The sequence below is a fragment of the Algivirga pacifica genome, assembly GCF_039543525.1.
Classification (GTDB): Bacteria; Bacteroidota; Bacteroidia; order Cytophagales; family Flammeovirgaceae; genus Algivirga; species Algivirga pacifica.
Genome location: NZ_BAABJX010000020.1, coordinates 1 through 24,810, shown reverse-complemented (window position 1 = coordinate 24,810; position 24,810 = coordinate 1). Strand labels below are relative to the sequence as shown.

19 protein-coding genes are annotated in these 24,810 nt (G+C 39.9%); 6 read left to right on the top strand and 13 right to left on the bottom strand.

From position 1 onward, the window contains the following. Positions 1-148: 148 nt before the first annotated feature. Entirely contained in the window at positions 149-1,378 is a 1,230-nt protein-coding gene (lysA, locus tag ABD985_RS05415; RefSeq protein ID WP_345369851.1) for a diaminopimelate decarboxylase, read from the top strand. Between the two features lie 139 nt (positions 1,379-1,517). Here lysA and ABD985_RS05410 read toward each other — a convergent pair whose 3' ends face one another. The 10 genes from ABD985_RS05410 to ABD985_RS05365 all read right to left on the bottom strand — a co-directional run bounded on the left by ABD985_RS05410 (position 1,518) and on the right by ABD985_RS05365 (position 14,540). Next, positions 1,518-2,807, bottom strand: a complete 1,290-nt coding sequence (locus ABD985_RS05410) for a sterol desaturase family protein (RefSeq protein WP_345369850.1) — start codon at positions 2,805-2,807, stop codon at positions 1,518-1,520. Between the two features lie 351 nt (positions 2,808-3,158). Next, positions 3,159-5,561: an efflux RND transporter permease subunit gene (locus tag ABD985_RS05405; RefSeq protein WP_345369849.1), complete on the bottom strand. Its 2,403-nt coding sequence runs from the start codon at positions 5,559-5,561 to the stop codon at positions 3,159-3,161. Positions 5,562-5,738: 177 nt separating this feature from the next. Next, positions 5,739-6,221 (bottom strand): 6,7-dimethyl-8-ribityllumazine synthase, encoded by a 483-nt coding sequence (gene ribH / locus ABD985_RS05400; RefSeq protein WP_345369847.1) that lies wholly within the window; start codon positions 6,219-6,221, stop codon positions 5,739-5,741. Between the two features lie 372 nt (positions 6,222-6,593). Beyond that, a complete protein-coding gene (locus ABD985_RS05395) occupies positions 6,594-7,091 on the bottom strand; it encodes a GNAT family N-acetyltransferase (protein ID WP_345369845.1) in 498 nt (165 codons plus the stop codon). Further along, complete coding sequence (locus ABD985_RS05390) at positions 7,045-7,773, bottom strand: GIN domain-containing protein (RefSeq protein WP_345369843.1); 729 nt, start codon at positions 7,771-7,773, stop codon at positions 7,045-7,047. Before ABD985_RS05390 ends, ABD985_RS05395 begins: the two co-directional genes overlap by 47 nt. Before the next feature lie 490 nt (positions 7,774-8,263). Continuing rightward, positions 8,264-8,749: a hypothetical protein gene (locus tag ABD985_RS05385; protein WP_345369841.1), complete on the bottom strand. Its 486-nt coding sequence runs from the start codon at positions 8,747-8,749 to the stop codon at positions 8,264-8,266. 241 nt (positions 8,750-8,990) lie between these two features. After that, complete coding sequence (locus tag ABD985_RS05380; protein ID WP_345369839.1) at positions 8,991-10,685, bottom strand: sodium:solute symporter family protein; 1,695 nt, start codon at positions 10,683-10,685, stop codon at positions 8,991-8,993. A gap of 8 nt (positions 10,686-10,693) precedes the next feature. Further along, positions 10,694-10,843, bottom strand: a complete 150-nt coding sequence (locus ABD985_RS05375; protein ID WP_345369838.1) for a hypothetical protein — start codon at positions 10,841-10,843, stop codon at positions 10,694-10,696. Positions 10,844-10,848: 5 nt separating this feature from the next. Beyond that, positions 10,849-13,356, bottom strand: coding sequence for a PIG-L family deacetylase (locus ABD985_RS05370; protein WP_345369836.1), 2,508 nt, complete (start codon positions 13,354-13,356; stop codon positions 10,849-10,851). Positions 13,357-13,643: 287 nt separating this feature from the next. Continuing rightward, positions 13,644-14,540 carry a DUF2911 domain-containing protein gene (locus ABD985_RS05365; RefSeq protein ID WP_345369835.1) on the bottom strand — a complete coding sequence of 299 codons (897 nt, stop codon included), beginning with the start codon at positions 14,538-14,540 and terminating at the stop codon, positions 13,644-13,646. A gap of 394 nt (positions 14,541-14,934) precedes the next feature. Between ABD985_RS05365 and ABD985_RS05360 the strand changes: the two genes are divergently transcribed. Next, complete coding sequence (locus ABD985_RS05360) at positions 14,935-15,279, top strand: DUF805 domain-containing protein (protein ID WP_345369834.1); 345 nt, start codon at positions 14,935-14,937, stop codon at positions 15,277-15,279. Between the two features lie 67 nt (positions 15,280-15,346). On the opposite strand, the gene ABD985_RS05355 is transcribed toward ABD985_RS05360, so the two are convergent. After that, entirely contained in the window at positions 15,347-15,790 is a 444-nt protein-coding gene (locus ABD985_RS05355) for a hypothetical protein (protein WP_345369832.1), read from the bottom strand. A gap of 158 nt (positions 15,791-15,948) precedes the next feature. Here ABD985_RS05355 and ABD985_RS05350 point away from each other — a divergent pair, with 158 nt between their 5' ends. The 4 genes from ABD985_RS05350 (at position 15,949) to ABD985_RS05335 (ending at position 22,888) form a co-directional block, all read left to right on the top strand. Beyond that, the gene (locus ABD985_RS05350; protein ID WP_345369830.1) at positions 15,949-16,935 is read left to right on the top strand and encodes a DNA topoisomerase IB; all 987 of its coding nucleotides are present in this window, start codon (positions 15,949-15,951) and stop codon (positions 16,933-16,935) included. Between the two features lie 1,066 nt (positions 16,936-18,001). Further along, positions 18,002-21,133 (top strand): GEVED domain-containing protein, encoded by a 3,132-nt coding sequence (locus tag ABD985_RS05345; RefSeq protein ID WP_345369828.1) that lies wholly within the window; start codon positions 18,002-18,004, stop codon positions 21,131-21,133. A gap of 210 nt (positions 21,134-21,343) precedes the next feature. Further along, positions 21,344-21,742, top strand: coding sequence for a hypothetical protein (locus ABD985_RS05340; protein WP_345369827.1), 399 nt, complete (start codon positions 21,344-21,346; stop codon positions 21,740-21,742). 159 nt (positions 21,743-21,901) lie between these two features. Beyond that, positions 21,902-22,888: a zinc-dependent alcohol dehydrogenase family protein gene (locus ABD985_RS05335; RefSeq protein WP_345369826.1), complete on the top strand. Its 987-nt coding sequence runs from the start codon at positions 21,902-21,904 to the stop codon at positions 22,886-22,888. A 162-nt stretch (positions 22,889-23,050) separates the two neighbouring features. Here ABD985_RS05335 and ABD985_RS05330 read toward each other — a convergent pair whose 3' ends face one another. Both ABD985_RS05330 and ABD985_RS05325 read right to left on the bottom strand, forming a co-directional pair. Next, positions 23,051-23,899, bottom strand: coding sequence for a hypothetical protein (locus ABD985_RS05330; protein ID WP_345369824.1), 849 nt, complete (start codon positions 23,897-23,899; stop codon positions 23,051-23,053). Between the two features lie 6 nt (positions 23,900-23,905). Beyond that, complete coding sequence (locus ABD985_RS05325) at positions 23,906-24,526, bottom strand: hypothetical protein (RefSeq protein ID WP_345369822.1); 621 nt, start codon at positions 24,524-24,526, stop codon at positions 23,906-23,908. Positions 24,527-24,810 lie beyond the last annotated feature (284 nt).

Here is a 24,810-nt window from a genome sequence, read left to right as displayed (position 1 = left end):
AAGCTACTACTATTCAGGAGTACAAAGTGAAAAACACTACTCTTAGAAGAAAACGTATTTTTTGATGGCTATTAATTGCTTTAAAGGCATTGTATAGAGTAGTCATTAATTATTTAAAGAAATAATAATCCTTTAGCAATACGCAGTGATGGAACTAGTAAACGGACGCTATCAGATTCAGGGGGTTGACCTTCTGTCAGTATGTAAAGATCATGGAACTCCTCTATATGTATATGATGCAGATAAGATAGGGCAGCAGGTAGAGCGTCTGCGCAATGCCTTTGAGGGAGTAAACCTGAGAATAAAGTATGCAACTAAAGCCTTAACCAATATCAACATTCTAAAGTTGATGAGAAAGTATGGTACGGAGGTAGACACCGTATCTATTCAGGAAGTAAAGTTGGCATTGCATTGTGGATTTACCCCTGAAGAAATTCTATATACTCCTAATTGTGTTTCCTTTGACGAAATCAAGATGGCAGTAGATTTGGGTGTTATGATCAATATTGATAACATCCATATTCTGGAGCAATTTGGTGAGTTCTACGGCAACTCAGTGCCTTGTTGTATCCGTGTCAATCCACACTTGACTGCAGGAGGAAATGCTAAGATTCAGGTAGGGCACATCGGGTCCAAGTTTGGAATTTCTGTATTCCAGATGAGACATGTCCGTAAAGTAGTTGAAAACTTTGGTATCGATGTAGTAGGACTACACATGCATTCTGGATCAGATTTCTTGCAGAGCGAGGTATTCCTAATGGCTGCAGAGGTATTATTCAATGAGGCGCAGCACTTCCCGGACCTTAAGTTCCTGGATATGGGTAGTGGATTCAAAGTAGCGTATAAAGAAGGGGATATCACAACCAATATCGAAGAGATTGGTAGAGAGATGAGCAAAGTGTTCAAGAAATTCTGCAAGGAATATGGCAGGGACCTGGAGCTTTGGTTTGAGCCTGGTAAATTCCTGGTAAGTGAGGCAGGTTATTTCTGTGTAAGCACTAACGTAGTGAAGCATAGCCCAGCAGCGGTTTTTGCCGGAGTAGATTCCGGACTTAACCATTTGATCAGACCAATGATGTACGGTTCGTATCACGATATTGTGAATATCTCTAATCCATCCGGTACACAGCGTGTATACGATGTAGTAGGTTATATCTGTGAGACGGATACGTTTGGTCAGGACAGAAAACTGAATGAGGTAAGAGCAGGAGATGTTTTGGTCATGAAAAATGCAGGAGCATACGGTTTCAGTATGACTTCGAACTATAACTCACGCTTCAGACCGGCAGAGGTATTGATATACAAAGGTCAGGCACACTTGATTCGTAGAAGAGAAGTATTCGAGGATCTATTGGCTACACAGGTAGAAGTATTATAATGTAGGCCCTCGCCTCAGGCGAGGGTGGCTAGTTTTGTACAGAATCCTATCCAGTGATATGGTATGTGGGCCCTTACTGTGAGGTAAGGGCCCACAATATTAAAAATTGAAAATTAATCATTAAAAATTAAAGCCCTACTCAACCAGCAGCGTAAGCTGCCTCAACAACATCATGTTGCTTGATTTTTTTGGTAAAGATAAGGTATAACGTAGAAATCAACCCAAAGCCAAAAAACACTCCCAGTATACCCACGATACCCATATGGACAGCTGCAAGGCCAAACCAATCCTTTGTCCATATCATATACCCTAATGCCGATGAGCTACTGATTACCTGTACCCAACTTCCCAGTAAATCACGATCCATCACCGAAGTATATCCGTAAATGCCTAAAGCGATAATCCCTCCAAAGTAGTATACCTCTGGCATGGTTAAGCTTCCGTTGGAGATAAGGTAAAGCATTAACGTCGTCAGTGAAAATATTCCTACAAACTGAATCCATGCCCATAGTCCCATAAACTTGGATAGGTGACTATCGTATTTTACTTGCTTATGAACATTTTCCTGATAGTCTACAGGGAGTTTTTCGGCTACATCAGCGGGTCTCCATCCCAAAGGCATAAACCATATACGGGCTTTGTCCCAGTAGCTTTTGGCATACCAGGCATCTCGGATCAAGAAAGCCAAGTGCTTATAGTTAATCTTGAAAGGGTTCCAGGTATTTAGCGGACGCGTCACGCCATATACTGCTGGCTCCTCTTCTAATTCTTCTTGAAAAGTACCGAATAATTTATCCCAGATGATAAAGATCTGACTATGGTTTTTGTCCAGGTAAATCGGGTTGATAGAGTGGTGCACCCTGTGATGAGAAGGCGTCACTAAGATATATTCTAGCCAGCCCATCTTGCCGATAAGACGTGTATGGTACCAGAACTGAGCAAATAGATGAAGTGGTCCCAATAGGGCGATCACTTTGGGAGGAATCCCCAATAAGGCGGCCGGGATAAGGAAAAGTCCGTGATAAGCTAAAATACCTGAGATAGGTTGCCTTAAGGCGCAGGCTAGATTAAACTCCTCACTGCTGTGATGAACAATATGACGGTTCCAAAATACATTCAGGGTGTGGTTAAGGCGATGTGACCAATACCCTGCGAAGTCTAGTGCAATAAACCCTATAACATAAATACTCCAATGATTATCGATCTTTGTGAGTGCAATATGCTTTTCAACCCACTCATAAGATAGAATAGCAATGCTGATTCCTAAGATACTTTTGAGTGTGTTGGTCATTCCTGAACTTAAGCTGGAAATGGTATCCATGCCGTTGAAGGTATGGAAGCCTTTAAAATAGCCATAAGCATATTCCAGTAACATGAGGATCACAAATCCCGGAATAGCATACATTAAAGCGGTAGCATATGTTTGCATAATTGTGTGTAGTTAGTAATGAAAAAGGTTTCTATAAAAAATAGTCTATGCAGACCTTAATAGATGATTGAGTGAATATTCACTATAATCATAACAATATAGTTATTCAGTTTAATTATTTGAAGATAGTGCATAAAAAAACACCCTGCGAAATACAGGGTGTCATCTGTTGTTGAGGCGGCTTGCGCCGCTGGTTGAGCGCTTCGTTGTTGAGTAGAGCTTCGCTCCGTTGAGCTATTATATGGTGTAGACTTCGTACGTTGAGACTTTGCAGTACTGCTCTTTCTCAACAGCCCGAAGGGCTACTCAACAGCGAAGCGCTCAACCAGCGGCGTAAGCCGCCTCAGCAAATTAATCTTCTTTATCGTCGTTTTTCTTGATTTCATTCAGGTTGATTTCCTCATCCTCATCCTCGAAGTAAAAATCATCTGCTCCATCAATCATTGGCTCAAGGTCCAATGGCTTGATATCAAATGTATACAGTAAAGATGGAAGTAAAACCAAGTTGGTGATCATCGCAACCAATAAGGTGATGGACGTCAAAAGTCCTAAAGCGATGGTTCCTCCAAATGCTGAGAATACGAAGATGATAAATCCAAAGAACAGGATAATAGAGGTATAAAGCATACTGGTACCTGTCTCACGGATACTTACAATCAACGCATGTTTCAGGTTTAGATGATGCAGCTTCATCTCCTGACGATATTTTGCCAGGAAGTGAATTGAGTCATCCACGGAAATACCAAAGGCAATACTAAAGACAATCGCTGTACTTGGCTTGAGTGGAATACCTACATAGCCCATCAATCCAGCCGTAACAATCAACGGAATAATATTAGGAACCAGAGATATCAATACGATTCTTAGGTTTCCGAAAAGTGTTCCCATAATGATCGCAATCAGTAAGAAGGCAATCATCATGCTTTGCTTCAAGTTTTTGATCAGGAACTCATTACCCTTGATAAAGATGAGGGTTGTACCTGTTACAAATGCCTCTAACCTTGATCCTTCCAGTATTTCGTCAATCTTCGGTCTGAAATGATTTTCCAGAAGTGAATCCATTTTAATAGACCCTATATCTGCCATCTTCATAGAGATACGAAGGTAGCGTTGTGTAGAATCAGAATACTTGGTCATTAAGCTAGAACCATTGTCTGATTGACTCTGAATATAAGGGGACAAGAAAGTAATTTCATTACGGGAAGGAAGACGGTAGAATGAAGAGTCTCCTTCATAGAAGGCTTGGTTAGCTGCCTTAAGGCCTGTAACGACTGACAAGGCAGGACTTACCTCAGGGAAGCCACTTAAAAAGTTTTGAATCTCCTCAACTTTCTCAAAGGTACCCGGACGTCTCATTCCTCTTTCTCTACCGGTATCCACGACTACCTCCAAAGGCATTACCCCCTCAAAGTGCTCTTCAAAGAACTTAAGGTGCTGCTGTACGTGATAGTCCTCTGGTAGATCATCGACCATATACGAAACGGCTTTGACCTTATAAGTACCAATCAAGGCGACCACAATAAGTACGGCCGAAGCGATATAGACATATCCTCTATAATTCGTTACGGTGATTTCAAGCAATTGGATGATACGTTGTGTTGGCGCAAACTCCAAGTGCTTCAGGTGGCGTGTATCAGGGTCTGGCAAATACGAGAATACTGCCGGGATAAACATGATACTGATCACAAAGGTCACAAAGATGTTGATACCCGCAACTACGCCAAACTCCTGCATGGCCGTAATACCAGTCAAAACCAATACACAGAAACCAATGGCCGTAGTGGTATTGGTAATCAGGGTGATCATACCAATCTTTTTGATCACTGTAGCCAATGCCTTGATCTTATTGCCATGCTTCAGGTATTCACTGTGGTATTTATTCAAGAGGTATACCGAGTTAGGAATACCAATAACAACCAATACCGGAGGTAGAAGTCCTGTTAGAATGGTAATTTTATAGCCTAATAAACCCAATGTACCCACGATCCAAACGATGATAATACCAATCATCACCAAAGGAACAAATACGGCAGAGAACGATCGGAAGAAAAGGAAGAGTACCAAAGCGGTGACCGCTACGGAAAGTCCTAGGAAAAGCAGTAGCTCCGCCTTAACCTTCTGCGCCATGATAGAACGCACGTAAGGAAGTCCAGCGTAGTGCAACTCAATACCAGTCTCTTCTTGATAAACTTCTGCGATGTCAATAATCTTATTCATCAAAGGTGTACGATCCTTAGAGTTCAGGACGTCATCTTGGATGTTGATCGCCATAAAGGTGGCGTTGTCTTTTCCAAATAAAGACTCTTTGTAGAAGGCCCAGTTTTTAACGACAGCCAACAAGCTGTCTAACTCTTGCTGACTCTTGGGGTTTTCTGTGAAAAGAGGTCTGAAGTTGAAACGTTGGTTTTCACGATCCGTATCGATGGTCTGTACCTTGGCAATAGAAAGAATATTGGAGATCCCCTCCAATTGCTCAATCTCTTCTCCCAAAGCCTTGAATTTATTGAATTGCTCCAACTCATAAAGACGATCATCTTTTATACCTAGTACAAAGGCATTCGCATCTTCACCAAAAAGTTCTCGGAACTTCGTATAATATTCCATGTCTGGATCATCTTCAGGGATAATCCTCATGAATTCGTAATACATTTCAATCTTTCTCCCATGGTAACCCATAAAGGCGGTTAATATACCAAGGGTGATTAAGATTGCCAGCCTATATCTAATAATAGAATGTGCAAATTCCTTCCACATGTTTTTGTTGGTCTGAATTATTCAGTTACTATAGAATCAAAAAGTCAATTTATCTGGTTTTAGAGCCTGTTGTATAAACAAGACAAACACTCATTCTGTTAGTGGACAAGTCAGTATTTATGAAATACTGACTTGTATCAAGAAAGAGCGCTTAAAAAGGGCTACTGTAGAAAGAGTTTACTGGTTAAATCCTATCATTTTGATAGCTGCAACCGCCGCTTCTACCCCTTTGTTGCCATGCTTTCCTCCAGCTCTATCCAAAGCCTGTTGCTGGGTATTTGGCGTTAGTAGTCCAAATATGACTGGTTTATTATATTTCAAAGATACGTTGGTAACACCTTGGGCAACCGCATCACAGATGAAATCGAAATGCTTCGTTTCTCCTTGAATAACACATCCTAGACAGATGACAGCATCTACCTCGTCTCTTTGTGCCATGAATTGAGCACCCAACGTCAGTTCATATGCTCCAGGAACGTCTTCACGGAAAATATTTTCCGCTTTAGCACCTTCTTTTAAAAGCGTTTCGGTAACACCTTCGTAAAGGGCTTCTGTAATTTCAGGATTGTATTCAGATACTACCACAGCAAAAGTCTTGTTGCTGATGTCGATTGTTTTGTTTTTAGTGTACTCACTAAGATTTTTCAGTGCTGTTGCCATTACTATTTATATGTTTTAGGAAAGTGTGCTTTCTGCAATATGCAAGGAGCATACAATCCGTGATAAAGATCTATTATTGTAGTACTATATTATTTTTATAAACATAGGAAAACGAAGGAGCGTTAAGTATTTCCTTTATGATACTTGTCATCTCCTTCTCCTCTATCAAAAGATCTTCTTCCGTAAATTAAGATGTAAATCCAGAAATTACCCTCTCAAATAAGGACTTATCATTCAATATTATGCGTTTAAGTCTTATTTTAAGCAGGAACGGTGGATGTATTCATTAGCGACAGACTATTGCATGAGTGAATAGTCTCTTTGCTTGAAAGCACTTGCAATATGCAATATTTTTCTTGAAATGTTAATATTCTATAGAAAGGATGTCTGCTTTATTGGACGAATCATGGGGTAATATCTGAACCCATTTAGTTCTTGAGCAGGGGAAGAATGTGAAAATCCATGTTTTTTATAAAAGGGAATGGCCGTTTTGGAGGCATTGACAGAAAAAGAAAGGTGGGGGGACTGCTGTATAATATGCTCGAGCAATAAACTACCTATCCCCAGCTTTTGGTGCAAAGGATGTACATATAGGTGAAAGATATGAGCGTGTTGTTTTACACTGATGACTCCTATAATCATGTCTTTATGAAGGTATACCCAGTAAGAAATACCTATCTCCATTAGTCGCTTGACACTGTCCGCCTGATGGGCGTGTAGAAAAATTTGATGTCCTTCAGGGGTGTAATCCTCGAAGTTTTGTTTTTGGGCAGTGTATAAAATTAGTTCGCTAATGGAGGAGGCGTCTGTGGTATAGGCTTTTCTAAGGAATCCTTCGTTGAGGCTTGAAATAGGTTTCTCCTTTTCCATGATTACTAATGTTCAGTTGCTTGGGTTGGTTAACGTAAATAATATCTCCAAAAGAGAAGTTTTCGGACTGAAGTGTTGTTACTGGAAATACTGTGATATTTCCAGCACTTTTATGTGTGATAAATACGTGGCTAGCTTGTAACTGCTCCGCAAACAGACTAGATGCAGAAAAGTTACCAGAAATATAATCAAAGTAAATGATCAATTCACTACAGGAGCCATTCAGAGTAATCGGACTGCCACTATTGGACCGTACGGATACTTTCTCACTATGGAGGGTAAGTTGTACGTCACTCATGCTACTATTGGTAAATAGCTGAAAAGAAGGGGTAGATATGGGCGTGTGATTTATCACTTGTCCGTAGTGATGATAGAGCTGAAGCGATTTTAAGGTAGTAGCCGGTAGGTATACGGTAGGGAGTTGACTCTCTTCCCATGCCCTGGAAGAGCTTCGTTCTAACGATAACGTTTGTCCTTCCACCTTCCAATTAAAACCTTCAAGGGTTTCATTATTCGTTTCAAAACTTAGTGTTGAGCTAGTCGTATTCAGAACAATATGGAATGTTCCACTTGCTTTTAAGCTTGAAAAGGGTGGGATAGTATAGGATTCAATATGTCGAATATCTTCTTCACATCCGATATTGAATAAGGCGAGCAGGAGAATGAAATAGCAGTACTTCATAAGAAGTATTTAATTAAGTTTTTGGTAATATTCATTAGAGTTTGTCGTAGTTAACTGTCTATGAGTAAGATAGCTTTCTGAACTGCTTCTAGAGTGAGTTAATTTTCAATGATCAATTTTTAATTAAAATGAATTACCCAAAAGGCTACTCATATAGTACTTCAAGTTAATCTTGTCGCTGTCTGCCGAATAATATACAGCTTATTGTTTATCGCTTATCGTTTATAAACAATAACCCATTACATGGCGTCTTTAAACAGAAAATGCAACAGTTTCAACCTTAACTACTATAGTTCTAGAGTGTATTAATTATTGAAAATTGATCATTGAAAATTATAAAAGCTATAGCGTACCACTGACCTATTTTAAGAGCGGAGAGTTCTCTGCTTATACTGAGTTAACCTTCCATAGTAGCAAGGGGTGACTCTCCAAAAAACTCAACTAAACATCATGAACGAGCGAAGCTCAACTAAACAATATGAACAATGGTCTATAAGCCTTGCTCCTCGATGCTTCTCAGAAAAGTCATCTTGCAAGCCTCCAAAGAAGACAGGCTTCTCTTAAATATTTTTTTGAAATCCTGAGGGTCCGCGAGTAACGACTCTGTAGAGAACCACACCTCTGTTTCATTGATAAAAGCGGTACAAACTTTTGTGGCGTAAGTTACTTGTACGCACTTGTCTTGTACTTTCATAATCAGTTCCGGGTTCTCCATCTTCCAGGCTCCCATCAGAACCATACGGAAAAAATAAGGATCTTCCTCATGTACTTCTATATAATAGGATTGTTGCTGAAACTCAAAGCGAACATCCCCATAAGTATCTACTCTAGGTAATAAGCCTTCTTCTTGAAGAAAAGCTACATATTGGTTCTGCATATCAGCCTTACTTACTGAGGAAGCAGGAGTTTGTGCATAGGAAACATTAAGAACCAAGAATAATAATTTGAATAAGAAGAATTTTATCGAAGTTTTCATTTTTATGTTAGTAGGTTAATAATTGCGAACAAAAAACGGCAATTTGTTATTGGAATACAACAAATTACCGCGTTTATATTATTTGTATAAGGATAATATGTTCATGATGTTTAATTGTAATTGCTAGGCAATTACGTTGATGATGTTTAGTTGTTTTTTTATAGACAATTGAATGGAGCCATTAAACAACTAAACAACATGAACGAGCGAAGCTCAATTAAACAACATGAACAAAAAGAGTCTATTGCAGGCTTTTCTCTTTAAATAAAGCTTGTAGAATTACACTAATACCAATCACTAACAAGCAACCAATCACATTAAACCACAAGAAAGGTGTTGCGCTAAAGAAGTATAGCCCCAGAATGCAAGCCTCTGCAATAATAGCGGCAATGAATACAGCCTTGCTTCCTACTTTCTTGAAGAAGAATGCTACAGAGAAAACTCCGAGAATAACACCATAGACCAAAGACCCCAAGATGTTTACAGCTTCAATGAGTGTACCTAGCCTATTGGCATACATGGAAAATAAAATGGCATAACATCCCCAAAAAATGGTCATTAGTTTAGAGATGCGTACATAATGTTGCTCACTTCCATTGGAGTGTATCATTCGCTTATAAATATCAATCACAGAAGTGGAGGCTAAAGCATTTAGCTCGGAGGCGGTAGAGGACATGGAGGCAGATAAGATTACTGCGATTAACAGTCCGACCAAACCTGGAGCCAGGTATTTTTTCACAAAGGAAAGGAAGATATAGTTGGTGTCGTTGGTGTCTGCATCTGGTATGGCTTGCTTGATGACCGCAATAGCCTCTCCCCGTATTGTTTCTGTTTGTTGCGCTTTTTCTTGTAAGGTGATGGTCGATGTTTCTATCAATGCTTGGTTGTCCGCATGCAAGGCATCAACAAGCTGTAAGGCTGCGGCTTGTTTTTGCTGATGAGCATCCGTATAAGCATTTTCGATCTTTTGCAACTCAGTCTCAAATCCTTTTTCCCTAGCCTCGTTTAGTAGTACTTGGTTAAAGAAAACAGGCGGTTGATTAAAGAAGAAAAATACATAGACCAAGGCACCAATGAGTAGGATAAGGAACTGCATTGGAATTTTGATCATACCATTGAACAATAGCCCTAAACGGCTTTGTGCAATAGAACTTCCAGAAAGGTAGCGCTGTACTTGCGACTGATCTGTTCCGAAATACGATAGGGCCAAGAAGAAACCTCCAATAAGTCCAGACCAGATATTATACTTGCTAGTAGGATCAAATTCCAGGTCTACGACGTTAAGTCGGCCCATTTTACCAGCTATATGTAAGGAGTCCCCAAAGGATACATGCTCGGGTAAAAATTGGACGACCATGATCCCTGCAGCAAGCATACCAACAAAGATTACCCCCATTTGTAGCTTCTGTGTCTGATTAACAGCCTTGGTTCCCCCAATAACAGTATAGATAATCACCAGAATACCAATAATGATATTGGTTAGGGTAACATTCCATCCCAGAATAGAGGAAAGGACCAAAGAAGGGGCAAAGATGGTAAAACCTGCAGCCAGTCCTCTTTGTGTAAGAAACAATATAGCGGCCAGGCTTCTTGTCTTGAGGTCAAAACGCTTTTCCAAAAACTCATAAGCAGTATAGACATTTAGCTTATGGTAGATAGGAACGAAGAACACGGAGAGTACAATCATGGCAATAGGTAGCCCAAAGTAAAATTGTACAAATCGCATTCCGTCCGTATACGCTTGACCTGGTGCGGATAAGAAGGTGATGGCACTCGCTTGAGTTGCCATAATGGAAAGAGCTACCGTTAGCCATTTGGCTTCTCGGTTTCCTCTCAGGTAGCTTTCAATCGTATTTTGTTGTCGGTTTTTCCATACCCCATAGACAATAATAAAGGTCATGGTACCACCGAGTACGAGCCAGTCGAGTAAATGCATGTTGACAGTTAGTTAGAAAAAAATGCTGTAAATCCATAAAATAAGGCAATAAGGAAGAATAGCTCTCCTATGACTACCCAGTATACCTGTTTCCAGCTTTTGAAGAGAGAGGGAAGCCCCTCTCTTTCTTCTTTCGTTGTGTCGATTTCTTTTTTCATTTTCATTATTTCGATTTGTCAGTAGCTTCTTGCTTTAAGGCAATCAGATTGGACAGTATACGGAAAGCTCCCGGTACGCCCGCAGGAAGTTCTCGGAACCATGAAATGCCCGTATAGACATAATAGCCTTTTCCATATGGAGCAATTAGGGTGCTTCCTTCCTTAGGGGTTTCTCCTGGGTCATGCATGCTGAATAGTGGGGTATAATGGGCATCCCATTGAGAAGGGAAGTATAACCCTCTTTCTTGTACCCATCCTTCAAAATCCTTTTGCGTAATTTTGTTAGGATATTGCATGGCCGCATGATTTGGTTGCAATAGTTTCACTTTTGCTTCCTCTACCGTCACCCGATCTCTCGATAAGGTCAATGGGTAGGGGCCTAGTTCCTTTGTTTTCAGTCGGTGGGAGGTATTGTATTGAATAATCAGATTACCCCCATTTTTCACATACTCCAATAGCTTAGGCTGATGGTATTTCATTCGGCTATTCACATTGTATGCCCTGATACCGACCATGATCGCATCGTAACGTTGTAGTATTGTAGGAGTGATATCGTCATTTCCTAGAATATCCACTTGATACCCAACAGCTCTCAAAGCCTCTGGAACGAGGTCTCCTGCTCCCATGATATAGCCAATTCTATTTTGCTCACCACGCTGTATGTTCAGCTTGACCAACTTGGTGTTGGTTTTAGACATTAAGGTTTGTGTAGGAATGTGATCATAGGTAATCTCTTTATATCCTTGTTCATATGCTCGCCCATCTGCTGTAGTGATGGCAATCGATAGGTTGCTGACTCCTTGCTTTTTAGGAGGGTGTACGGTAAAAATAAAAGAAGCTTCTTCGTATTTTTCATCCAGTACAATACTAGCCACATCAGGGGATACTTTCCAGCCTTTACCAACACGAAGCGATAGGTTGCCAGAAGCATTATCCTTTTGTGCCTTGACGGTAACTTTGATTTCTTTAGGTTGATCGTCTGCAAAAGTAATGACTCCTTCCTCAATATTGGCAGTTAGGGTAGGAGTAATGGCGATTGGACGGTATTGTTCTCCTTTAGCGGGGTTGATCCACTTATAGAAGATTGGAATCGTAGTCGTTATCGATGTACCATTTACTTTCAGGTGGATGGTAGCAGGGATAGCATAAGGGTTTTCAGGAAGTCCCCTCAATGCTTGCTCCTGAACAATAAACATTCCTTTTGTTTCTTTTTCTTTCAGCCAATAAGGGTGAGAATAGTCAAGAGAGGTAGGAAGAAGAATGCTGTGGGACAGTTTTGTAAGCGTATTCTTTTCCAGTACACTATCAATCGCAATGCTTCCCCAATTCCCTAGTTGAATAGAGTCTACTTGCACCTGCGCATTTCTTTGAATAATATTTAGGGCCAATTGCAATGAATCTCCAGCTACCAAATTATATTCTTTACTCAAGGCTTCTTGCCAATACCCTGCGCAAGATAGAATCAGCTGTTCTACTTCCTTGGTTTTTAGACGTACATAGTAAGAGTCTTCTGCCGCTCTTAATAGGTGTAGTAATTGAGTCAGTTCAGGAATGGAAGCGGCTGGATTTTCCATGTCAAAGTCATCGTAGACTTTTTTAGCAAGGGGAGCAATCTTATCACCTCCTTTCACTCTATTCCAAGAGGTGTCGATGTCCTCAAATACATCTTTGGAAGCGGAGTCCCCTTTGAGATGTCTCAAATACTCTTCATGGGTACCTCTGGATAGTTCAGCTCCAAATCCTTGGCATCGGTGCTGTGAACGAGCTTCCATAGCAATTTCTCCCAAGGACTTTCCTAATAGAGGGTCATATCCACCAGCATCAAGAATAATATGTTCCGAAGGATCAAAGGTTTCTCCTGTGTAACGGTAGAACCAAGGGGAAGTATTCCAAAGAATACGTTTAGGTTGCCATGTATCTACATATTCCAGTTGTTCTGGAAAGCGATTGGGGTCAGCAGCAGCATCAAAGGCTTCCATACCCAGAATCGCTGAGGTAGTATGATGCCCATGTGTTTTACCTGCACGATAAGGTGAGAAGCGAGTAATAATTACATCTGGGCGCAATTTACGAATGGCCCATACGACATCGGCCAATACGGCTTCTTTGTCCCATATATTCAGCGTTTCATCCGGATTCTTGGAGTAACCGAAGTCATTGGCGCGGGTAAAGAGTTGCTCTCCGCCATCAATACGACGAGCCGCTAATAATTCTTGTGTTCGGATAACCCCCAGCTCTTCTCGTACTTCTGGTCCGATAAGGTTTTGACCTCCATCTCCACGGGTAAGGGAGAGGTAAGCAGTACGCATACCTTTACCTCTGGCAAAGTAGGTAATGATGCGTTGGTTTTCATCGTCAGGGTGAGCTGCCAGATACATGACACTCCCCAGAACATTTAATTTTTTTAGTGCAGCCTTGATCTCAGAGGCGGATTGGTTAGGAGTTGGCTGGTGTTGTGCCTGAGCACTTAGCAAACCAAATAAGAGTCCAAAAAATATCAGTAATTTGTTCATTGACAGTTAAGCTTGGTGGTGATGACACTATTCGTTTCGTTGAATCGTTGAATTTCACCTTTGGTGAGTTGAATTGAGCTTCGCTCGTTGATTCGAGTTGAACCGTTGACTGATTCAATTCTAATTGAATGCTCAATCATAATTGATCAATAAACAAATCAACTCGAATCAACGAGCGAAGCTCAATTCAACGATTCAACGATTCAACAGATGCTTACTTAAAAAAAGAGGTTTAGGAACTAACAGCTCCCAAACCACTTTATGAGAAAAGCGTGATGCAAAAATAATTATTTTTTTGCACTTGCTTTCCATGTATTGATATCCTTATCGATCATGCCTTGACCGTTGAAGTAGTTGAAAGCACCGTCAGGGTTTTTCTCTCCGAAAGCTTTTGCTTTTTCAGCAAGCTTTACAGCTTTCTTGTACTCTCCGTCTTGTGCAAGGATCTGTGCTTTAGTCCAAGTATTCCAGAAGTACTCTGGTTTCACTTCGATAGACTTGTCGATCATTTCCATCGCTTTAGCAGTATTGTTTGCAGATACATAGTATCCAGCGATGTTTTGGTAAGTTCTCCAAGCTCTGTCCAGTTGTTTTAGCTCAGCTTCTACGTTTGCAGTAGCCAACGTTTCTGTAGGAACCTCAACCTCGAAAGAGATCATTGTCTTTTCCCACCATAGGCTTACCGTAGCTTTGTTGTCAGTAGTAGCCTCAACTAGGTAAGTCAAACGCTCTTTCATTGGCGCTTCCATAGGCTTAGCTTCTACACGTACTACGTCATCTGCTTTGATCGCCTCAACATCTTGACCGGCTTTGTAGTCAAAAATACTTTTACCTTCTCCATTGAAGTGGAATGTCCATGCTTTGTCAGCGTAAGGTGTTAGGAACAGGCTGTAATCACCTGCTTTCAATGCTGTTCCATTGATCGTTACATCTGTGCTGAATGTGATTTTAGTAGCGCCATTGGCACCAGCTCTCCATGTTACACCATAAGGCTGTAGCTCTCCGAATACTTTACGTCCTTTTACGGCAGGAGAAGAATAGTCAATGCTGATGTCGGTAAGTCCTACTTGTTGTTTAACACTAGCGGCAGGGCTTGGTACAGGTAGTTGTTGTGCAAAGGCACTGAAGTTGAATAGCATAGCTGCTACTACTAGCAGTGTGCGTGTCATGAATTTGTTCATCATGCTTTAAGTAAATTGAAAAATATTAATAAATATTACTGCACAAAGTACTAATCAGAAGAAGAATTGTTCAAAATACGAGTGTTAAAAAACGTTGGAGATAGTAATTAAACCCTTTAAGGGTGATCCTTTGAGTAACATGGTAACCGATTTTTTTTAATATAAAATGAAAAATCCTATGTAAGGAATAACATCCTCCCTTTCTTATGAATGAGCGTATATCTTGTTAAGAGGGCTGTATGGTACATGATATGTTCATAAAAAAATGAGGTATAATGATATGAATTCTAAGAATTTATAATTTTTTTATGAAAAAAGTGGAGTCCAGAAACCACTGATTAAACGGGGCGATGCCGAAAAGCCATATGAGTAGGGAATTTTTAAACTGAGAATAACCATGAAATACTATTTGAAAGCATTGCAAAACTATGCTGTATTTAGCGGAAGAGCCACAAGAAGTGAGTATTGGTACTACGTATTATTCAACCTTATCTTCTCTTTTATTGTTGGATTTATTGGCGGGTTTATTGGAGTGGAAGCATTGGGTGCAATTTACTCATTAGCAGTAATACTACCTTCTTTAGCGGTAGCTGTAAGAAGAGTTCACGATACCGGTAAAAGTGGATGGTTCGTATTAGTGCCTATTTATGGATTGATTTTGATGTTTACAGAGGGAGAAGCAGGTGATAATAAGTACGGTGTGGACCCTAAAAACCCTGAAGCGGAAAGAGTATTGATCTAAGCGTATCTTTTCAGTTGTTGAATCGATGAATTTCACCGAAGGTGAAATTCATCGATTCAACAATAGATTAAGCTGATAGCTTTTCTTTTTTTACCAATTCCTCCTCCAGCATATTAGCCCAAGCCATCATATACCGTAAGACATCCTCCTTACGATTATGTTGAAGTACTGCCTCTCCATATCCCATATAGGATAGAATTTCAGGATCTGTCAAACGTTCTAAGTGCTTCAGATCATCTGTCGTAAGCCCTGCTTCCAGCATCTTGGTGATCACCAAGTCCATGGGCAACTTACTTTGAGGACAGAAAGCAGCGACCTGATCTGCCCAATCTCCTTCCCTGGCCCTTAAGGCATAATGATGTATCTCTCCCTGCGTATAATTAGTAAGTTCTTGTGCGAGATGTCCGCAATTGCATAACCCCATATGCCCCCATTGGTACTTAGGGTTGTGACGTATTTTGTTTATCGTTCTCCTTAATGCTTCAACGAGTGGATAATTTGCGATAGCCATAGTGTTATTAGGTTTAAGGTGGTTACTTTTTTTTGGTAACGGCTTGTTGGGGGAGAAAGTTTATGAAAAAATTAAGAGCTTGTTTGAATGACAACTCACCACGGATAATTTATTGCTATGAATGAATTATTAGCCCCTTGCCTAAAAAAACATTAGACATGAAAAAGCTTAAACATATCGATGATAATGCGCTCTGCATTCAGCGAAAAAAATGGGGGAAGGGGTATACTTACCTCAATGAAAGTGGTCGGAAAATCACGGATGATGAAATGATTGACCGTATCAAACAGCTCGTAATTCCACCGATGTGGGAGGATGTTTGGATCTGCAAGTATGAGAATGGTCATATACAAGCTGTTGGACGGGATGAAAAAGGCCGCAAGCAATACCTTTATCATGAAGAATGGCAACGGAGAAGTCAACAGCAGAAGTTTGAGAAACTGAAATCCTTTGGAGAAGCGTTGCCAGAGATGCGAAAACGCTGCTTGATGGACCTTGAGCAGCAGGATTGGGTACAGGAAAAAGTATTGGCACTGATGGTATTGCTGCTCGATGAAACGGGTATTCGCATTGGTAACCGGCAGTACGCTGAACAGAATAACTCTTATGGACTTTCGACTTTGAGAAGGAAGCACTTGCATGAGACGGGGAAAGAACTGCTATTTAGGTTTATGGGGAAAAGCAAGCAGCAGCAGGAAGTATATATAGAGAATAAAGAACTGATTCATCATATCAAGGAATCTGCTGAACTGCCCGGCTATGAGCTTTTCCGCTATCAGGAGAGTAGTACTAAATGGTGTACAGTGGACAGCGAAGACGTTAATGAATACATTCATCAAACGATTGGGGATGATTTCTACTGCAAGGACTTTCGTACTTGGGTGGCGAATCGTACTGCTGTAGAGTGTTATGCTGAAGCTTTAAGCCTTCATGGTGATTCATCTCAAAAGAAGCTAAGTAATATATTGGTTAGACTCGTTGCCGAACAGATTGGCAATACTGAGTCCGTCTGTAGGGAGTATTATATACATCCCAAAATCCTGAAATTAGTTGAGGAAGATAGGTTTCCTAAAAATACTTATAAGGACAGTAAAAAATTGTACGGGCACTCAGCAGAAGAAAAGTTTCTGTTGAAAAATATCTAAGGGCTCTTAGAGCTTGTTTGGAATACTGATTCAGAAAGAAAATTCCTCTAATCACTATTCAAATCAATTCATATTTTCATCAAATAGAACCACTATTCTCTTCAAATCTGACTCGATTTGAACAGGTTATAGAAATTTTCTCTATCTAAATCAGTATTCTAAACAAGCTCTTATTATAAATGAAGAAGTCGATGCTATTTATTTGATTACTGATATTTGGTGTCTTGCAACCGGTTACTAACACTTTGAACTCGCATCACTTATTTGTAAGATTTTTAAAGAAATATATGGAATGTGAAGTTTAAAATATCAGAAAAAACTTACATGATATATAACAGAGGTAATGGGGGTTATTGTATTTGTTTTGAGTGTTAATGTTGTTTTTTGGGGTTAAATATTCCGTTATTTAATTTTTTATTACGTGTGATTCATTGGGTTACTTTTAGATAAAGTTGCTTTTTATTTTTAATGAAATTAACATTGAACTACTTACTAACCATTCAATTATTATTAAATTTCGAAATCCAAATGAACACTTTTACTTTAAAAAGGGTCCGCTCTTTTGTTGCGCTTTGCTTGTGCCTTTGTGCTAAAGGTAGTCGATAACGTATAGCAAAACGTCTTTTTGAAATCACATCGTAGTCATTCAATCCCTATTAATTTCACCAAAATTACTGACCGTATACTTGAAATTACTGTTCGCATTAAGTTTTGTGACCAATCCTAGTTATTGGACATAGGCTACCTATTTTCTAATTTGAAATAGGATAGGAGTATGTCCCTGTGTGTACTATCTCTAGGAGGAGGTATGAAAGTTAGTGTGTGTTTCAAACTACTGGACATGATATCTGTTTTCTGGTTTACCTATTTGAAAACGTGGTAGGGATGTGCCATTGGCACGTCCGGAATGTTTAATAGTGCCTGAAATTTAGTTCATGTGCAAGTAGTCAGTAGACTTCAGGCTTAACAAACGATTGAGGTGTATTTAACAGATGTTAGATATGGATGGGATGACTGTTTGTAAACTCTGCGGAGTATTAAAAACTACTTAAAATCCCCGATAAAAATGAAAAAAATTACTCTAAGGCTAGTGTTGGCACTAGTCGCTACTTTCTCTTTTGTTTCATCGTATGGACAAACGATTTCTGAAAAAGCGATGATCGTACAGAAGTATGACAAAACAAAACTAAAAACACTTCAAGGTAAATTTAAGAAAAAGGAAACTGAAGCTAGGAAAAATGCTTATGCAATGGCCCAGAAAAAAGGCTGGGAAATAGCAAAGAAAAATGCTGATGGGACTTTTGACCAATTGGTAGCCGTGTCTTCTGATGGTTTTCCTATTTACTACAGCGTCTATAACGTAGATGCAGCAAGGTCTACAAGAGCCAATCATCTAAATTCAGGAGGTACCCTGGGACTAAGCGTAGACGGTCAAAATATGACGGCTTACGTTTGGGATGGAGGAGCTACCCGTACCACCCACGTTGAGTTTGACGGCCCGGGAGGAAACAACAGGGTGAGTATTAATGATGGAGTAACTACACTGAATAGCAATAGTTTCCATGCACAGCACGTGACGGGTACGATCGTAGCTTCAGGTGTATTAGCGGATGCAAAGGGTATGGCCCCTCATGCAAAAGCAAAAACACATGATTGGAACAATGACTTGTCAGAGGCTACTACTGAGGCGGTAAATGGTATGTTGATCTCCAACCACTCTTACGGGTATAGGGCTGACCTTGTACCAGACTGGTACTTTGGTGCTTATATTGATGAGTCAAGAGATTGGGATAACTTAATGTATAACTCACCATACTACTTAATGGTGGTTGCTGCAGGTAATGATGGAAATGATAACTCCTCCAATGCTAGTCCTTTGGGTGGGAACTCAGCTTTTGACAAGCTAACGGGGCATTCTACCAGTAAAAACAATATGGTAGTAGCCAATGGTCAGGATGCCAACGTAAACAATGACGGTACGTTGAATAGTATTGTGATCAATAGTGGTAGTAGTGAAGGCCCAACCGATGACTTGAGAATTAAGCCGGATATTACTGGTAACGGTACAGGTGTACTTTCTACTTATGACAACAGTGATGATGCTTATAATTCTATTTCAGGTACGTCAATGGCCTCACCAAATGTTGCAGGTACTTTGTTGCTGTTACAACAACATTATAAAAATGTAAGCGGAAGCTTTATGAAAGCTGCGACCCTTAAAGGACTAGCACTTCATACAGCAGATGATGCGGGTATTGCTGGTCCTGATGCTGTTTATGGATGGGGACTAATGAATGCTAAAGTAGCCGCACAGGTGATTTCTGAAAGTGGAAATACATCAAGAATAGAGGAGCTTACACTAAGTAGTGGACAATCGTACTCCATCACTGTAGATGCGGATGGAGTAAATGACTTAATGGCTTCTATTTCATGGACTGATCCAGCGGGTACTGCAAATACGGGAACCACGAACTTGTCTACTCCAGTTTTGGTCAATGATTTGGATATTCGTGTAACACAAAACACTTCCTCTTTCTTGCCCTACAGATTGACTGGTGTCAATAGCAATACCAAGGCAGATAACAATGTAGATCCTTACGAAAAAGTTGATATTGCCAATGCTTCTGGCTCATATACCGTAACGGTTACGCACAAAGGTTCTTTGCAGGGAGGTTCTCAAAACTTCTCTTTGATTATATCAGGTATAGCTGGCCAAGCTCAACAGTGTATTGCTACTACACCAACTTCATTAACCATCGATCAAGTGACAGACAATAGTGCTGTGGCTAGTTGGTCTGCTGTTAGTGGAGCATCTTATGATCTGAGATATAGAGTGACTGGAGGTACGTGGAGCACTGTTGCTGTTGCAGGAACATCTTATACATTGTCATCTTTGGCGGCTAACACAACTTATGAAGTACAAGTAAGAAGCAAATGTTCTGATGGAACTACTTCGTCTTACACTACAACAACCTCATTTACTACTTCTGATACGATTATTACCTACTGTGCTTCTAATGGGAACAGTGTAAGTGATGAGTATATTGGAAATGTGAGTATCGGTTCAATTAACAATACAACAGGTGCTAGTACAGGAGGGTACGGTGACTATACGTCAATATCAACACAACTAGAAAAGGGACAGTCAAACACGATTTCTGTGACACCAGTTTGGACAGGGACAAAGTATAATGAAGGATATAGTGTTTGGATTGACTTTAACCAAGATGGTGACTTTGATGATAGTGGTGAGCAGGTTTGGACAAAGGCGGTAAGTCAGGATTCTCCAGTTACAGGCTCATTTACGGTACCTGCTACAGCAACAGAAGGTACGACAAGAATGAGGGTTTCTATGAAATATAATGGTATTCCAACCGCTTGTGAGTCGTTCTCCTATGGAGAAGTGGAGGATTATACCGTGGAAATTGTACCTGATAATGGTGGTCCTGATCCAACTCCTGTTTACTGTGGTTCTGAGGGTTCTGATGATTATTATTTCTGGATTGACTTGGTAGAAGTAGGTAGCATGAGTAACCCAACGGGGCAAAATGGCGGTTACGCTGATTATACTTCTTTGACAGGAGGTAATTTAGGCTTTGGTGATAATACCATTTACTTGAGTGCGGGTTATAGAAGTACATTGTATACGGTTTACTGGTCGGTATGGGTAGATTTCAATAAGGATGGAGACTTTGAGGATGCAAATGAACTGGTTATTCAAGGTTCTTCAAGCAGTGATGGAAGGCTTTCAGCAACCGCAACAGTACCGACAACGGCTTCATCGGGGCAAACAAGAATGAGGGTAGCGATGAAGTATGGTTCGGTTTCTACGCCTTGTGAGACATTTACTTATGGAGAAGTGGAGGACTATACTGTTAATATTGGAGGCACGAGTCCAACAGCATTGGCTACAGATCCAGCACAACGCTTGGGAGCTACGATGTTCTCACCTTCAGTGGAGTACAAAGTATATCCTAACCCAGCAAGCCAAAGAATTCAGGTTCAGGCACCTTCTTTTAATGATGAAACCTCTACTGTTAAAGTGTATAATATCAGTGGTAGATTAGTAAAGTCTTTGAAAGTTGTGGATATGAAAGGTGGGTTAGATATCAGTTCATTAGACGAAGGAGTATACTTCATTCGTTTGGAAAATGAACTGTCTTCTAAAACATTGAGATTTATAAAAGGGAATAAATAATACGTTAGTATATTTTATATTGTTTGATTTAAGTGCTGTAACTCAACACCCTCGCGGATTTAACGTGAGGGTGTTTTTTTATGGATAAAATTTCAAACAAGCTCCTAAAATAGAATCTGATTAGTAAGGTTATTTTGAAATTGATTATAAGAGGTGATATATTGTTAGGCTAATTAATTCTACTTTACTTAATCTTTAATTCCCTTTTTTATGAGAAACAACATTCTTCAATACAGCAGCTTTTTGCTTACTCTTCTGGTGTTTTCAAGCTGTTCCAATCAGGATGCAGTAACCCCCACACAGCTGGAAGGGCAATGGATCAACGTTAACACCCCTACAGACACGCTCTTTTTCAAGTCTATGGAAAATATGGAAGTGATGACACTGCATAGAGCCATGGAAATCAAAAATGGAGTTGAGCAGCCAGAGTCAGGATCTGGTACGTATCAGTATAGGCTTACTGAAGGGAGTATTGCTATAAAAAGTCTATTTTCCAGTAGTATGATTTTCGATGACTATTATTTCAATGTAGAAGAAATGCAATTTTCGATTGGTGCTTTTTATGGTTCCGATAATGGAAAGTTATTGCATTTTGAGAAAATAGATTAATGAATCAGTATGCTTCAAACTAGTCAAAGATAAAATCTAAACTCTCAGAGTAGGTAGAGGTTATTGCTTTTACTGAACTCCGATGGATTAATGTAGGTTATCGGAAGTAAGGGGAGATAAAACTCCCCTCTATTTTGTCCACATAAAAATACCTACAAAATGAAAGCAATGGTAATCAATAAGTATGGTGAAAATGCTGTATTTGAAGCTCAGGAAGTAAATAAGCCAACCCCTAAACAAGGACATGTATTAATCAAAATTGCTGCTTCCAGTGTCAATACGGTAGATACCATGATTCGTAAGACCGGTAAAGATTTGCCTTTGTCACCCGATACGCCTGCGATTCTTGGGATGGATTTTGCCGGAACGATAGAAGAAGTTGGAGAGGGAGTAGAAGGGTTTGCTGTAGGCGATGAGGTTTATGGGTGTGCTGGAGGTTTGGCGGATTTACCAGGTACTCTGGCAGAGTATATGGCTGCTGATCATCGACTGATTGCCCATAAACCAAAAAATCTTAGTATGCGGGAAGCTGCTGCTTTACCATTGGTTGGTATCACAGCCTATGAAGGGTTAATACGTGCCAATATTCAAAAGGGACAGAAAGTATTGGTACATGGAGGTTCTGGTGGTGTGGGACATGTGGCTTTACAGTTGGCGAAGTATTTTGGAGCAGAGGTATATTCTACTGGAGGAGGAGAGAAGCAGTTACAATTAATAGAGAAGCTAGGAGCGACCCCTATCAACTATAAGACAGAAGCCGTGGAAGCTTATGTAGAGAAGTACACTGATGGAGCAGGATTTGATATTGTATATGACTCTGTAGGAGCAGGTAATCTGATCAATTCATTTAATGCTACTGCTCTCAATGGGCATGTAGCCACCACAGTAACTTTGTGCGAACTGGATTTAAGTATTGCTCATTTTAAAGGATTGTCACTGCATGTAGTCTTTATGCTTATTCCTATGTTACATAATATTTATCGGGAGCAGCATGGTGAGATTTTAAAGAGTATGGCTCAGATTATAGAAGCGGGGCATTTGACTCCTGTACTTGATGAGCAACACTTTTCACTGGAAGAAGCAGGAGCAGCCCATGCCCGTTTGGAAAGTGGTAAAGCGATGGGGAAGGTGGTGATTGAGAATTAAAAATTGATAACCAGTAGGTATAGTTAATTAAAAAGAGCCCCAAAACTAGTCAAAGAATTCAGATTTTATCGGTTACAAAATGATAGTTGTACTACCCAAGTATCATAGATGAAATCTGAACTCTGGTAGTAGGTAGAGAATTTCAAATACGTTCCAAAAGTATTATAGCTTAACAAACAGCCCCATATCAAATTGTAGCCTACCAAACGAATGTTTTGGAGACTGTATTTTTTCACTTAAATTATTTTCCGAGGTCCAAGTATAAATGGTGCGTGTATAGCGAATACTTTTTTGGGAATAGAAGTAACTGGAATTAAATAAAAGGCCTATTGCCGTATTTTTTATTTTAAACGTTTGTAACCTCAGGTCCACTTTGGGTTGAATATACGGTTCAAAGTGAATGTTTGTCCCGTAATGATATTGAAGGCGCTCATTGGATAATTTTTTCTTTTGGACAAAAGTCGTTTCCTCTTTCAAAAAAGAAGATACCCCCAGGTCACATTTTATTAGAAGCCTTATGAAGCGATAATTTAATGCCTTTATTGCAGGGGAGATGTAGAAACCCAAGTCGTAAGCGGTAAACTGTTTTACGTTGGAATCCATCAAATAATAATCGGGTAAGTTTTCTAGTTGATACTCCTCAAAGTAGGTGATGTGATTTTTGTTAAGGATAGAACCAATACCAATTCCTAGCCCATTTTTTAGAAAGTAATGGGTGGATATGTCATAATTATCAGGAAGCAGGTCATCCATGAGGATAAGCTGTATATCTGCAGATAGTTGCTTGGATAGATCAGCGCGATAAGCAAGCCTTGCAATAATATAGTCGTTATACTCAGGATAGGTATCGATATAGTTAATGAAATCCAGTTCCTTGTTAGAAGATGATTGCTTCAGGTATAACTCGGAAGCACCTACGGAAAGGGAGAATTCCTGATTTTTAAAGATTGGAACTTGAGCAAATAGATTAAGGCTGAGAAGCGATAAGGTAATGAAAAAAGTCAGTCTCATGATGGGCTATTTGATGATTGAAAAAGTTTCGGTAGTATAAAAAAGTGTATGCCCATTGTCGAGGGTGATACTTACCTCAAATTGCGCAAGAGTATTCTCGATTTGAGGTTTTAAAATCACTGTAATGGAGGAGGTTGGATAGGCTTGAGTACCGTTTAAGAAGGAGATCCCTTTTTCTAAAGAATGATACAAGTCAAAACTATCCTCAGCATACAGAAAATGTTCAGTAACATTGTCACCACTTTTTAGGGTCTCATTGAGATCTAATACTGTTGTTATTTGAATCGCTGTGACTTTATGAAAAGGAGTAAAGCTTTCAACAGGGCTGAATGCATGAACACTTGGGAGAGCAAGAGCTTCTATCACGCTATGGTATAGAGAAGCGGTATAATACATGGAAGTATCCGTCAAGCTAAGCTGTAAGGCAATAGCCTCCGAATACATGGTGTTGACAGTATCGTACTTATTGATATACTGCCCACTATTGTCGATACCTGTGACACTTAATTGATTATAATGGAAATCTATAGGATCCGGAGTGTTACAGCTGAAAAATAACCTGATTCCAAAGCTTACTGAAAGTACGATCAGCATCTTTGAAATCGTGGAAGTTTGCTTCTTATTCATTTTTGTTTTTGAGTGATTTTAGTTGTTTGTAGTATTCTGTTTTAAATATAGATATTATTGGGAGAAAGGAGAAAGGAGAAAGGAGAAAGGAGAAAGGAGAAAGGAGAAAGGAGGAAGGAGAAAGGAGAAAGGAGAAAATTGTAGCTCCTCGCCTCATGGCGCGGAGACTACGAACCAATAGTGCTATCCCCGAGCTCTAACTAGTCAAAGAGTTCATATTTCGGTAGTGTCATGAATTAACTGATTGGCTTTTCCATGCCTCTGAAAACGTTGTTGCACGGAAG

Coding starts and splice junctions, on each gene's coding strand:
- lysA (WP_345369851.1), top strand. CDS start 149: ATGGAACTAGTAAACGGACGCTATCAGATTCAGGGGGTTGACCTTCTG.
- ABD985_RS05410 (WP_345369850.1), bottom strand. CDS start 2,807: ATGCAAACATATGCTACCGCTTTAATGTATGCTATTCCGGGATTTGTG.
- ABD985_RS05405 (WP_345369849.1), bottom strand. CDS start 5,561: ATGTGGAAGGAATTTGCACATTCTATTATTAGATATAGGCTGGCAATC.
- ribH (WP_345369847.1), bottom strand. CDS start 6,221: ATGGCAACAGCACTGAAAAATCTTAGTGAGTACACTAAAAACAAAACA.
- ABD985_RS05395 (WP_345369845.1), bottom strand. CDS start 7,091: ATGGAAAAGGAGAAACCTATTTCAAGCCTCAACGAAGGATTCCTTAGA.
- ABD985_RS05390 (WP_345369843.1), bottom strand. CDS start 7,773: ATGAAGTACTGCTATTTCATTCTCCTGCTCGCCTTATTCAATATCGGA.
- ABD985_RS05385 (WP_345369841.1), bottom strand. CDS start 8,749: ATGAAAACTTCGATAAAATTCTTCTTATTCAAATTATTATTCTTGGTT.
- ABD985_RS05380 (WP_345369839.1), bottom strand. CDS start 10,685: ATGCATTTACTCGACTGGCTCGTACTCGGTGGTACCATGACCTTTATT.
- ABD985_RS05375 (WP_345369838.1), bottom strand. CDS start 10,843: ATGAAAAAAGAAATCGACACAACGAAAGAAGAAAGAGAGGGGCTTCCC.
- ABD985_RS05370 (WP_345369836.1), bottom strand. CDS start 13,356: ATGAACAAATTACTGATATTTTTTGGACTCTTATTTGGTTTGCTAAGT.
- ABD985_RS05365 (WP_345369835.1), bottom strand. CDS start 14,540: ATGATGAACAAATTCATGACACGCACACTGCTAGTAGTAGCAGCTATG.
- ABD985_RS05360 (WP_345369834.1), top strand. CDS start 14,935: ATGAAATACTATTTGAAAGCATTGCAAAACTATGCTGTATTTAGCGGA.
- ABD985_RS05355 (WP_345369832.1), bottom strand. CDS start 15,790: ATGGCTATCGCAAATTATCCACTCGTTGAAGCATTAAGGAGAACGATA.
- ABD985_RS05350 (WP_345369830.1), top strand. CDS start 15,949: ATGAAAAAGCTTAAACATATCGATGATAATGCGCTCTGCATTCAGCGA.
- ABD985_RS05345 (WP_345369828.1), top strand. CDS start 18,002: ATGAAAAAAATTACTCTAAGGCTAGTGTTGGCACTAGTCGCTACTTTC.
- ABD985_RS05340 (WP_345369827.1), top strand. CDS start 21,344: ATGAGAAACAACATTCTTCAATACAGCAGCTTTTTGCTTACTCTTCTG.
- ABD985_RS05335 (WP_345369826.1), top strand. CDS start 21,902: ATGAAAGCAATGGTAATCAATAAGTATGGTGAAAATGCTGTATTTGAA.
- ABD985_RS05330 (WP_345369824.1), bottom strand. CDS start 23,899: ATGAGACTGACTTTTTTCATTACCTTATCGCTTCTCAGCCTTAATCTA.
- ABD985_RS05325 (WP_345369822.1), bottom strand. CDS start 24,526: ATGAATAAGAAGCAAACTTCCACGATTTCAAAGATGCTGATCGTACTT.